8 protein-coding genes and 1 riboswitch are annotated in these 11534 nt (G+C 77.9%); of the genes, 5 read left to right on the forward strand and 3 right to left on the reverse strand.

Going from position 1 to position 11534, the window contains the following annotated elements:
- Positions 1 to 131: 131 nt before the first annotated feature.
- From ACI79U_RS20910 to ACI79U_RS20920, 3 genes are all read right to left on the reverse strand, one after another.
- A complete protein-coding gene (locus ACI79U_RS20910) occupies positions 132 to 617 on the reverse strand; it encodes a hemerythrin domain-containing protein (protein WP_457072184.1) in 486 nt (161 codons plus the stop codon).
- The gene (locus ACI79U_RS20915) at positions 614 to 1552 is read right to left on the reverse strand and encodes a Rieske 2Fe-2S domain-containing protein (RefSeq protein WP_457072186.1); all 939 of its coding nucleotides are present in this window, start codon (positions 1550 to 1552) and stop codon (positions 614 to 616) included. Before ACI79U_RS20915 ends, ACI79U_RS20910 begins: the two co-directional genes overlap by 4 nt.
- A gap of 104 nt (positions 1553 to 1656) precedes the next feature.
- Positions 1657 to 2430: an SDR family oxidoreductase gene (locus tag ACI79U_RS20920; protein ID WP_457072188.1), complete on the reverse strand. Its 774-nt coding sequence runs from the start codon at positions 2428 to 2430 to the stop codon at positions 1657 to 1659.
- 43 nt (positions 2431 to 2473) lie between these two features.
- Between ACI79U_RS20920 and sigJ the strand changes: the two genes are divergently transcribed.
- The 5 genes from sigJ (at position 2474) to ACI79U_RS20945 (ending at position 11446) form a co-directional block, all read left to right on the forward strand.
- Positions 2474 to 3325, forward strand: coding sequence for an RNA polymerase sigma factor SigJ (gene sigJ / locus ACI79U_RS20925; RefSeq protein ID WP_457072190.1), 852 nt, complete (start codon positions 2474 to 2476; stop codon positions 3323 to 3325).
- Between the two features lie 100 nt (positions 3326 to 3425).
- Positions 3426 to 4460 carry an NAD(P)-dependent alcohol dehydrogenase gene (locus ACI79U_RS20930; RefSeq protein ID WP_457072192.1) on the forward strand — a complete coding sequence of 345 codons (1035 nt, stop codon included), beginning with the start codon at positions 3426 to 3428 and terminating at the stop codon, positions 4458 to 4460.
- A 93-nt stretch (positions 4461 to 4553) separates the two neighbouring features.
- On the forward strand, positions 4554 to 9971 hold the full coding sequence (locus tag ACI79U_RS20935; protein WP_457072194.1) for a DUF4011 domain-containing protein: 5418 nt from the start codon (positions 4554 to 4556) through the stop codon (positions 9969 to 9971).
- A gap of 133 nt (positions 9972 to 10104) precedes the next feature.
- Entirely contained in the window at positions 10105 to 10389 is a 285-nt protein-coding gene (locus ACI79U_RS20940) for a Fe-S cluster assembly protein HesB (protein WP_457072196.1), read from the forward strand.
- Between the two features lie 370 nt (positions 10390 to 10759).
- A riboswitch (cyclic di-AMP (ydaO/yuaA leader) is annotated at positions 10760 to 10895 on the forward strand.
- A 17-nt stretch (positions 10896 to 10912) separates the two neighbouring features.
- On the forward strand, positions 10913 to 11446 hold the full coding sequence (locus ACI79U_RS20945; RefSeq protein WP_457072198.1) for a C40 family peptidase: 534 nt from the start codon (positions 10913 to 10915) through the stop codon (positions 11444 to 11446).
- Positions 11447 to 11534 lie beyond the last annotated feature (88 nt).

Genomic DNA, 11534 nt, shown 5'->3' on the forward strand with positions numbered 1-11534 from the left:
CCCCCCCCCCCCCCCCCCCCCCCCCCCCCCCCCCCCCCCCCCCCCCCCCCCCCCCCCCCCCCCCCCCCCCCCCCCCCCCCCCCCCCCCCCCCCCCCCCCCCCCCCCCCCCCCCCCCCCCCCCCGGCGGGGGTCAGGGGCGGGTGCGCAGGGTGGCCCGCTTGAGCCGGACGATGAGCCGCATCCCGCCGGAGCGGGCCAGCTCCCGCTGCCGCTGCTGCAGCTGGGCACCGAGCTGCTCCAGCCGCTCCTCGCCGAGGGCGTGCGACTGGGGGAACATCCGCTGCTCCTCCTCGAAGGTGTGGTGCCGCAGCGTCGACTCGAGCATCCGCACCTCGGCGGTGAACTCCGGGTCGTCCAGCGCCAGGCGCATCACCACGGCGAGCTGGTCGTCGATCTGGCGGTGCTCGGCGTGCGCGAGGGACAGCAGCGGGGAGACGTCGACGACGGCCGGGTAGAACAGCTCGTCCTCGATCTGGGTGTGCACCTCCAGCTCCCGCAGCAGCTCGTCGCGCAGCCGCCGGCGACGGTCGGTCTGCTCCGGCGTGCTCTCGGCGAGGTCGCGGAGCAGGCCACGCAGCACGTCGTGGTGCGCGGTGAGCACCTCGTCGGCCTTCATCGGGACGCCTCCTCGACCGTGGTGACCGCCGTCGGGCTGCGCCAGTGCGCCCGGCGGCGGATCTCGACCTGCCCGTCGCGGACCCGGGTGTCGAAGCAGGGCAGCGGCGCGGTCGACGGCCCCTGTGCCGGTTCGCCGTCCGCCAGCGAGAACCGGGAGCCGTGCCAGGGGCAGACCAGCTCGCCGCGGTGCAGCCACCCCTCCCCCATCGGCCCGCCCAGGTGCGGGCAGCGGCCACCGACGGCGCGCACCTCGCCACCGGTGGCGACCAGCACGACCGGGACGCCGTCGACGTCGACGCCGACCGGCTCGCCCTCGGGCAGGTCGGCGGCTGCGGCGACCGGGGTGAACCGGCGCGGCTCGCTGCTGCGCTCGCTGTGGTCGACCCCCAGGCGGTGCCGGTAGGACAGCGCCCCGCCCAGGTAGCTGGCGGCCAGGGTGAGCGCGAAGCCGGCCGTGGCGGTGACCCGGGCCCGCACCGCCCGCCCGCGGGTGCGGTCGGTGAACGACCACACGTAGAGGCCCAGGGCTGCGGAGTTGACGGCGGCGTGCACCATCCCCACCCGCCGGGCGCCGTCGTGCGCGTGCTGCCAGTCGGTGAGCCCGGTGGCCGCCGACGCGACGGCGCCGGTGATCCCGAGCCCGACGACGGTGCGGGCGGCCTGGCCGGTCGCCGCGCCACCACGGCCGGCGGCGTCGAGACCGTCCAGCAGCAGCGCGCTGCTCCACGCCCCGATCGGCACGGTCACCAGGACCGGGTGCAGCGGGTGCCCCAGCCACACGCCGTGCAGCAGGTCCTGCAGCGGCCGCGCCCACCGGCCGGTCAGCAGGAAGGTCAGCGCGACGCCGTGCTCCAGCTGGTAGCCCGGCGCGTCGAGCTGCTCCCACCGCTCGACCGCCCCGGTGGCCCGCTCGAAGAGCCCACGCACCCTCATCGGGTCGCTCCCCGGCCGGTGGGCGGACGGGACCGGGCGGCGTCGGATTCGGCCATGCTGCCCGCGTGCCCAGCGGACCGCCGTCGCAACCGTCAACCAACAGGTCAGCGCACCTCGGCGGCGTCGCCCGCGAGCCACTCGGCGAAGGTGACCCGACCCCGGTCGGCGCCCGGCCCGGGTACGAGGCTGCCGTCGCGCATCCGGCGGCCGGCAGCGCCGGGCAGCGGCACCCGGAGCACCCGGCGGCGCTGCCCGGTCGCGGCGAGCCACCGGCGCACCAGGTCGGCGAGCTCGGCCTCCTCCGGACCGCCGAGATCGGTCACCCGCCCGCGCGGCGCTCCCTCGGCGAGCGTGACCAGCGCCCCGGCGACCTCGCTCGCGGCGACGGTCGCCGCCCGCAGCGCCGGGACGACGACGACCGGGCCGACCGCCGTCCGCCCGACCAGCTGCCCGGCGAACTCGTGGAACTGGGTGGCCCGCAGCAGCGTCCACGCCACCGGGCCGGCGGCGATCAGCCGCTCCTGCGCGATCTTGCCGGCGTAGTAGCCGCTGGTCTCCCCGTCGATGCCGACGATGGACAGGGCGACGTGGTGGCCGACGCCAGCGGCCTCCTCGGCGGCGAGCAGGTGCTCCGTGGCGCGGGTGAAGAAGTCGACCGACACCCGGGCCCTGGTGGTGACGACGCTGGTGACGTCGACGACGACGTCGGCGCCGGCGAGCGCCCGGTCGAGCCCCGCGCCGGTGGTGACGTCCTGCCCTGTGCCGCGCGACAGCGGGACGACGGTGTACCCGGCCGCCCGGGCCTGCGCGACGACGTGCCGGCCGACCGCCCCGGTGGCCCCGGCGACGGCGATCCTCAGCTGCTGCGGTGTTGTCATGCCCTGTTGACGACGCAGCCCGCCGGGATGTGAGGCTGCCCGGGTGACGGTGGACGAGCAGCGCGGGCACCTGATGGGCGTCGCCTACCGGATGCTCGGCACGGTGGCCGACGCCGAGGACGCCGTCCAGGAGACCTTCGCCCGCTGGTACCGGCTGACCGACGACGAGCGGGCCGCGATCGACCGGCCGGCCGCCTGGCTGACCCGGGTGGCGAGCCGCGTGTGCCTGGACGCGCTCGGGTCGGCGCGGGCCCGCCGGGAGCGCTACGTCGGCGAGTGGCTGCCCGAGCCGGTGCCGGTCGACGCGGTCGACGACCCGGCCGAGCGGGCGGCGCTGACCGACTCGGTGGGCCTGGCGCTGCTCGTCGTCCTGGAGTCACTGACCCCGGCCGAGCGGGTCGTGTTCGTGCTGCACGAGGTGTTCGCGGTGCCGTTCGGGGAGATCGCCGAGGCGGTCGGGCGCACTCCCGCGGCGTGCCGGCAGCTGGCCGGCTCGGCCCGTCGCCGGGTCGACGCCGCCCGGGACGGCGCCCCGACACCGGCCCGGCGGGACGCGGTGGTGCGCGCCTTCGTCGCGGCCTGCGCCGGCGGCGACCTCACCGCGCTGGTGGCCGTGCTGGACCCCGGCGTCACCCTGCGCTCGGACGGCGGCGGCCTGGTCAGCGCCGCGCGCGCCCCGGTGCACGGGCCGGTGCACGTGGCGCGCTTCCTGCTCGGGGTGCTGGCGAAGAACCCGGCGGCCCGGGTGGAGGAGGTCACCACCGGGGACGGCGTCGCGCATCTGTGGCGCGAGGGGGACGCCGTCCGCGGGCTGCTCACCCTCGGCGTCACCGGCGACCGGGCCACCGACGTCTGGATCGTGATGAACCCGGAGAAGCTCACCCGCTGGGCCTGATCGCGCAGGGTCTCTCGACCCTCCCGCATGCGTCGCCGCGCACCTAGCGTCGGCGTCGGGTCGGCGTTCCCGGCGGCCCACGGACGAGCGGAGGAGAGCCATGCGCGCGGTGCAGTACCGGACGATCGGCGGCGAGCCGGAGGTGGTGGAGGTGCCCACCCCCGAGCCGGGCCCGGGTCAGGTGCGGCTGCGGGTGACCGCCGCGGGGCTGTGCCACTCCGACGCGTTCGTCATGGGGCTGCCGGCCGACCAGTACGTCTACGGCCTGCCGCTGACGCTGGGGCATGAGGGCGCCGGCGTCGTCGACGCCCTCGGCGACGGGGTCACCGGCGTGGCGGTCGGTGACCCGGTGGCGGTCTACGGCCCGTGGGGCTGCGGGCTCTGCTACGCCTGCGCCCGCGGCGCGGAGAACTACTGCACCCGCGCCGCCGAGCTGGGCATCCAGCCGCCCGGGCTGGGCTCCCCCGGCGCGCTCGCCGAGTACATGCTGGTGGACGACGTCCGGCACCTGGTGCCGCTGGGCGACCTGGACCCGGTGGCCACCGTGTCGCTCACCGACGCCGGCCTGACCCCGTACCACGCGATCGTCTCCAGCCTGGGCGCGCTGCAGCCGGGCGGGACGGCGGTGGTGATCGGCGCCGGCGGGCTCGGGCACGTGGCCATCCAGCTGCTGCGGGCGATCTCCGGGGCGACCGTGGTCGCGCTGGACATCAGCGACGAGAAGCTCGAGCTGGCGAAGCAGGTGGGCGCCCACCACGTGCTGCGCTCCGACGCCGGTGCCGCCGCGGCGATCCGCGAGCTGACCGGCGGGGTGGGGGCGCCGGCGGTCTTCGACATCGTCGGCTCGCCGGCAACGATCGAGCTCGCCCGCCAGGTGGTGGCGATCGACGGGGTGGTGCAGATCGTCGGCATCGGCGGCGGCACGCTGCCCACCGGGTTCTTCTCCACCCCGATGGGCGCCGCGGTGCGGGCGCCGTACTGGGGCACCCGGACCGAGTTGATGGAGGTGCTGGACCTGGCGCGGGCCGGGGCGGTGCACGTGGAGGTCGAGCGGTTCACCCTCGACGAGGCACCGGAGGCCTACCGGCGACTGCACGCGGGCACGATCCGCGGCCGCGCCGTCGTCGTCCCCTGAGTTCTCCGGGCCGGCCGGGACGAACGGGACCTCATCCGTCACATCCCGGCCGGGCTCCCGGACTCCGCGGTTCCGCGGGGGTAGACAGGTCGCATGGGCGACTCCCCGTGCCCGCGTCAGCCGGTGGCGATCGAGGCCGAGTGCGTCCCCGTGCTGGGCGAGGCGCTGGCCTCCCTCGCCGTGCCGGTGGTGACCCGGCTGATCCTCACCGCGGACCAGGAGATCCTGGGCGCCCGCGTCACCGTCGGCGTCCGCAGCGGTGAACGCCGGCTCGCGACGCCGGTCGAGCTGCGCGCCGACCTGCTGCCCGGCCGGCCCACCGTGCTGCTCGACGTCCCGCTGCTGCTCGACCCGGCCGCGCTGGGCGCGCTGACCGAGACCGCGCCCGGCGAGGTCGAGGTGCAGGTCGAGCACGACGGCGAGGAACGGGCGCGGGTGAGCACCCCGGTGCGGGTGCTCGGCTCCGGGCAGTGGCTGGCCGCGCCGGTTCCCCTGGCGCTGGAGCTGCTGGCCGCGCACGTGCGGCCCGACGACCCGGCGGTGGCCGGGCTGGTCGGCGCGGCCGCGGACCACCTGCGGCTGCGCACCGGCCGCCGCGAGCTGACCGACGTGGACCCCGCCCAGTTGGACCAGGCCGCCGGGGCGATCGTCGAGGCGATGCGGCGCCGCGGCATCCGACCGCTCCGGGCGGGAGCCTGCTGGGCCGACGCCCCGCTGCGGATCCGCACCCCCACCGAGGTGCTCGACGAGCGCGCGGGCACCGACCTGGACACCGTCCTCACGCTGGCCGCCGCGTTCGAGCACGCCGGGCTGCGGCCGCTGGTGTGGATCACCGCCGACGACGCCGGCCCCGCGCACGCCTTCCTCGGCTGGTGGCGGGGCGGCCCGGGCGCCGAGCACACCGCGACCACCGACGTCGCCGGGCTCGCCGAGCTGGTCGACGACGGCGCGATCCAGCTGGTCGAGCCGGCCCTGCTGCACGCCGGCGCCCCGCCCGCGACCTTCGGCGACCTGCACCGGACGGCGGCCGCCACCTGGCTCACCGGGGACCGGCACCGGCTCCTCGGGGTCACCGACGTGCACCGGGCCCGGTGGGACGGCGTCCGGCCGCTCGGGCCGGCGCCCCGGACGGCGACCCCGCTGGCCACCGCACTGGCCACCCTGCCGGCGCCGCAGCCGCTGGACCTCGCCGGCGCCGTCGCGCTCACCGTGCCCGCCGGCCGGCTGTCCGCGCTCGCCGGGCGGCTGACCGACGGGGCCCCGCTGACCCTGCTGCCCGTTGACCAGCTCGGCGCCGCCGCCCGCCGCCGGGGCATCCGCGCGGCCCGCGACCTCCCGGCGCACCAGCTGTCCGAGCTGCTGGTGGAGCACGGCGGCCTGTACACCGAGCTGCCGTCGGCCACCTACGGCGAGCAGCTCGGTGAGCTGGCCGAGCGCGCCCGCGCCGTCATCGAGGAGACCGGCAGCAACGATCTGTGCCTGGCGCTCGGCTCGGTCACTTGGACCCCGGACAGCCGGGTGGTGCGCGCTCCGCTGGTGCTGCTGCCGGTGACCCTCACCGCCGGCGCCAACGGCTCGTTCCGGCTGGTCGCCGACCCGACCGGCGGCGGAACGGCGAACGCGCAGCTGCTGGCCGAGCTCCGCCGTCGGCACGGCATCTCGCTGCCGGTGCCGACCGAGCCGGACCCGGGCGACCTGGTCCTGGCGCTGCGCCAGGCGCTGGCCCGCAGCGGGGCGTCGGCGCGGATCGAGCCGAGCGCCGACCTCGCGCTGCTGCCGGCCGCCGCCTCCCGGGTGCGGCAGGACGCCGAGCACCTCGGCGCCGCCGCGCTGCGCAACCCGCTGGTGCCGGTGCTGCTGCGCCCCGGCCAGCCGTTCCCGGCGCGGGACGCGGCCGAGGCCGACCTCGACGCACTGGCTCCGACGCTCCCGCTGCCGGCCGACGCCGGCCAGCTGGCCGCGGTCGCCGACGCGCGCGCCGGGCGCACCTTCGTGCTGCTCGGCGCGCCGGGCACCGGGAAGGCGCAGACGGTCGCGAACACCGTGGCCGCGGTGGCCGCCGCGGGGCGCCGGGTGCTCGTCGTCGCGCCGCGGCGCACCGCGCTGGACGCCGTCGCCGCGCGGCTGGCCGACGCCGGCCTGTCCGCCCTGCTCACCGGCGACCCGGCACCGGACGCACCGCTGCCCGGCGTCCCCGACCTGGGCCCGCTGCGGCAGCAGCTGATCGGGTACTCCGCCCGGCTGCACGAACCCAACTCGGCGGGGCTCTCCCTCTACGGCGCCTCCGCCGCCCTGCTGGCGGCGGGCTCCGCGATCCCGTCGCTGCCGGTGCCGTCCACGTTCGTGGTCAACGCCTCGTCCCGGACGGCGGCGGCGGTGCGCGGCGCCCTCGCCGACCTGCCGGAGGTCGCCGCCCGCACCCGGCCGCAGCCCGGGCACCCGTGGGCGTTCCTCGACTCGGCCGACGTCGACCCGGTGGCGGTGCAGGCCGCGGTGCGCGCCGTCGACCGCGCCCTGGACGCCGTGCCGCCGGGCCCGATCGCCCGGGTGGTGGCCGCCGCGCCGACCCCGGCGGACCTGACCGCGGTCGCCGTCCTCCTCGACGGTCCCGCCGTGCCGCTGGCCGACCTGGACCGGGCGGGCACGCCGGAGTGGGAGGAGGCGGTCGCCGAGCTGCGCGCCGACGTCGCGCTGTTCGCCGCCGACGAGCACCCGGGCCTGGACGTCGCCGACCCCGCGGTGCTGGACCTGCCGCTGGCCGCCATCGCCGAGAACGCCCGGCAGGCGGCGACCTCCGGCCGGCTGGGCCGCGGCAAGCGGCTGGCCGCGGTGCTCGCCGAGCTGACCCCGGCGCTGCTGCCCGGTGCCCAGGTGCCCCCCGCCGAGCTGCCGCTGCTGGCCGAGGAGCTGGTCGCCGTGCAGGCCGCCGCCCGCGAGCTGGCCGCGCGGGCCCGGGAGCTGCCGGGGGTCGACCTGCCGTGGAACTGGAACCCCTTCACCGAGGTCGACCTGCTCGACGCGCAGATCGAGGCCGCCCGCCGGCTCGCCGCGGCGCTGCGGGCGAACCCGGCGCACACCCCCGCGCTGCGCCGCTTCCTGGACACCGCGCCGACCCCCGACCCCGCCCGCGCCGCCACCGTCCGCGCCCTGCAGCGGGCCCTCGCCGAGCTGCCGGGCGCCTGCGCGACCACCCCGGAGCGGCTGCTGACCTGGGCCGGGGACCGCCGGCTGGTGGCGCGCTGGGAGGAGACCCGCGCCGGGCGGGCGATCGACGAGTTCGGCCTGCCGTCGCTGGCGCACTGGCTGGACCTGCTGCGCGCGGTGCACCTGCTGGACGCCGCCGGGCTCACCGAGATGCGGGACGCGCTGGTCTCCGGGGCGGTCCCGGCCGAGCAGGCGGTCGCCGCCTTCGACCGGGGGCTGGCCGAGGCGTCGGTCGCCGAACGGGCGGCGGCCGCCGGGCTCTCCGCCGCCGACGCCCGCGCGCAGGAGGCGGCGGTGCGCCGGTTCCTCACCGGCTCCGCGGCGGCCCGGGCCGCAGCCGCCCGACGGGTGCTCGCCACCGCGGGCCCGGGCAGCTGCGTGCTCGCCACCCCCGACGAGGTGGCCCGGCTGCTGCCGCCGGAGCCGGGTTCCTTCGACCTGGTGGTGCTGGTCGACGCCGGCCGGCTGCCGGTCGCCGACGCGCTGGGTGCGCTGGGCCGGGCGACCGCCGCCGTGGTGGTCGGCGACCAGCCGGTCGCGGAGGACGACGGCCTGCTGGCCGCCTGCCTGCGGGCCGGGGTGCCCCGGCGTGAGCTGGCCTGGCACCACCGCAGCGAGAACGAGCTGCTGTTCGCCTTCCCGCGGGCGGTGCACCCGGTCGGCACCTTCCCGGGGGCCGTGCCGGGTCCGGCGCTGGCGCTGGTCCCTGTCGACGGCCGCTTCTCGCCGACCGGGCCCGCCCGGGGCACGAACGCCGTCGAGGCGGCCGCGGTGGTGGCCGAGGTGGCCCGGCGGTTCGCCGACTCCCCCGGCGGCGTGCCGTCGATCGCCGTCCTGACGCTGCATGCCGCGCAGCGCCGGCTGGTCGAGGAGCTGCTGCGCAGGGCGGCGGACCCCCGGCTCGGGGCGGCGCTGGACGCCGGTCACCTGGTGGTGGGCGAGGTCGCGGCGGTGCGCGGCGGGGAGTGGGACGTCGTGCTGCTCTCCCTCGGCGCCGCGCTGGACGAACGCGGCGGGCTGCCGCTGGACCTCGGCCCGCTCAACCGGCTCGGCGGCGAGCGGCGGCTGCGCGCCGCCGTCACCCGCGCCCGGCGTCAGCTGCTGGTCCACGCGTCGTTCCCACCGGCGGCGCTGGTGCCGACGGGCACCGCGCAGCGCGGGGTCCGGGAGCTGCGGGCCTTCCTCGACGTGGTCACCGGCGGTGCCGCGGCGGCGCCGCGGGACGGCGTGCCCGGCCCGGTGCACGACGCGCACCGGGACGACGTGGCGGCGGCGCTGCGCGATCGCGGGCTGGCGGTGCAGACCGACGTCGGACTGTCCGGCTTCCGGATCGACGTGGCGCTGGCCCCGGCCGACGCGCCCGGGCAGCCGCGGGTGGCGGTGCTGCTCGACCGGCCGGACGGCGCGGCGACGCTGGGCGACCGGCTGGAGCTGCCCGTGCTGGCGCTGACCGCGCGCGGCTGGGCGGTGGAGCGGGTGTGGCTGCCGGAGTGGCTCGCCGACCGGGACGCGGTGCTCGACCGGCTGGCTGCGGCGGTGCGCACGACCCGTCTCCCGGCGGCGCTGCCGTCGCCGTCGGCACGTACTCGACAGGACCCGCCGGGCTCGGTCTCCGGCTCGGGCTCCGGTGCGGCGTCGGGCTCCGGTGCGGTGTCGGACTCCGGTGCCGCCTCGCGGGACGCGCCGCGCAGGGTGCCGGCGCGGCCGGTGGTGCCGCCGGTGCGGCTGCCCGGGGAGGAGCCGTTCGTGCCGTGGGCGCCGGGGTCGGCGGGTGAGCCGCGGGACCTGCGCCGGCTGGACGACCCGACGACCGCGCGGCTGGTGCGCGAGGTGCTGGTGGACGGGATCGCCGCGGAGGGGCCGGTGCACCGGGAGCGGCTGGCCCGCCGGGCGGCGCGGGCCTTCGAGGTGCCGCGGCTGACGGATGCGCGGATGGCGGAGCTGCTGGCCCTGCTGCCCGAACCGGCGGCGGAGTGGTTCTGGCCGGAGGGGGTGGACCCGGCGTCGTGGGCGGGGTTCCGCCGGCAGGGGTCGGCCGGTGACCGGCCGCTGGAGCACGTGCCGCCGGAGGAGATCGGGAACGCGATGGTGGCGTTGCTGCGGTCGAGCGGCGGGCTGGCGCTGGAGCAGCTGGTGGCGCAGACGCTGGCGGTGTTCGGGCACCGCCGGCTGCACCCGGTGCTGATGCCGGCGCTGGAGGCGGGGCTGGCGCAGGCGGTGCGGGCCGGCCGGGTGACGCGGGCGGGCACCGGTCAGCCGATAACCGCCACCGAGGCGGTGGGCGCGGGCTTCTTTGCGGGTGCGTGACGAGGGTTGACCTCGCCCCCGGGCACCGGGGAGGTTGGGAGTGCGAGGCGAACCGTCTCAGGTCGACCGCCTTGTCCGCCGGCCATCGACGTCCGGCGGGCTGGGCCCCCTGCAACCGAGAGGACCCCGCACGATGCTGACCCTCACCAATGGCGCCGCCACTGCGATCAAGGGCATCCTCGGCCACTCCGAGGTGCCGGAGTCGGGCGGGCTGCGGATCGCCAACGACCCGACCGGCGCGAACCTGGAGCTGAGCCTGGCGGCCGTGCCGGCCGAGGACGACGCGGTGCTCGACGAGGCCGGGGCGCGGGTCTTCCTGGACTCCCGCGCCGCGGAGCTGCTCGACGACAAGACGCTCGACGCCGCCGCCGGCCCCGACGGCACGGTGCAGTTCGGGATCGGCGAGCAGATCGTCTGATCCGCAGCACCAGAACGTCGACAGCGCCGCCGAGGAGTGATCCTCGGCGGCGCTGTTGCGTACGGGGGTGCCTCGGCGACCCCCGTCGCGCGGGCGCCATCCGCCCAACGGGTCGTCCACAGCCCGACACCGAGCGTGGTCACACGCCGCCGTCCAGCCGGTTCATAACTTTCTGAGACACGCCGGGGCCAGCTTCACGTTTGCCACGGTCGCGACGGCGAGTCGCTTTCCGAGACCGTCCGGATCCGGTGCGCGACGGCGGCTGCGGACATCGATGCGCCGACCTAGCGTCATCGCGGCCAACCGGGTCCGACCGTCACCGCCTGTGGTGACACCCGGCTGGCACCGCCGAACCGGACGGCGTCTGCGCACGTTGCAGCCGCCGCCTGGGCCGGGGACCCACCGCAGTTCTGGGGTGAAGCACGGCCGCACGCAGGTGTGGCCGAGCCGGGCGAGTTCCCCGCCCGAACCCGTCAGCTAACTCGGTAGGCGGTTGAGGAGAACAAGGAGAACCCGTCGTTCCATGACGACCCTGCGCACCACCTCTGCTCGTCGTTCCACCCGCTCGGCCAAGGGCGCGCTGATCGCGTTGCTCACCGGTGCCGGCGTGGTGCTCACCCCCCTCGCCGCCCAGGCCAACGCCGGGGGCGCCGCCCCGCAGGCCGCGGCTCCGATCGCCGCACCCGTCGCGGCGACCGTGGCGCCGAACTCCGCCGCCCAGGTGGCGATCAACACCGCGATGGCCCAGCTCGGCAAGCCCTACGTGTGGGCCGGCGCCGGGCCGAACGTGTACGACTGCTCGGGCCTGACCCAGTTCGCCTTCCGGGCCGCCGGCATCGAGCTGCCGCACTCGTCCCGGGTGCAGTCGACGATGGGCGTGCACGTCGACCGGGCCCACCTGCAGCCGGGTGACCTGGTCTTCTACTACTCCCCCGTCGGTCACGTGGGGATCTACCTGGGCAACGGGCTGATGGTCCACGCCCCGAGCGCCGGCGACGTCGTCCGCGTCGCCAGCATCGACATGTGGGGCTACAACACCGCGCGTCGGCTGGTCTGAGTTCTCCTCGTAGGGGGGGGGGGGGGGGGGGGGGGGGGGGGGGGGGGGGGGGGGGGGGGGGGGGGCGGGGGGCGGGGGGGCGCGGGCG

It is taken from the genome of Modestobacter sp. SYSU DS0904, assembly GCF_054051115.1.

Excerpts from the sequence above, each read along its gene's own strand:
- ACI79U_RS20910 (WP_457072184.1), bottom strand. The coding sequence starts at position 617 with ATGAAGGCCGACGAGGTGCTCACCGCGCACCACGACGTGCTGCGTGGC.
- ACI79U_RS20915 (WP_457072186.1), bottom strand. The coding sequence starts at position 1,552 with ATGAGGGTGCGTGGGCTCTTCGAGCGGGCCACCGGGGCGGTCGAGCGG.
- ACI79U_RS20920 (WP_457072188.1), bottom strand. The coding sequence starts at position 2,430 with ATGACAACACCGCAGCAGCTGAGGATCGCCGTCGCCGGGGCCACCGGG.
- ACI79U_RS20930 (WP_457072192.1), top strand. The coding sequence starts at position 3,426 with ATGCGCGCGGTGCAGTACCGGACGATCGGCGGCGAGCCGGAGGTGGTG.
- ACI79U_RS20935 (WP_457072194.1), top strand. The coding sequence starts at position 4,554 with ATGGGCGACTCCCCGTGCCCGCGTCAGCCGGTGGCGATCGAGGCCGAG.
- ACI79U_RS20940 (WP_457072196.1), top strand. The coding sequence starts at position 10,105 with ATGCTGACCCTCACCAATGGCGCCGCCACTGCGATCAAGGGCATCCTC.
- ACI79U_RS20945 (WP_457072198.1), top strand. The coding sequence starts at position 10,913 with ATGACGACCCTGCGCACCACCTCTGCTCGTCGTTCCACCCGCTCGGCC.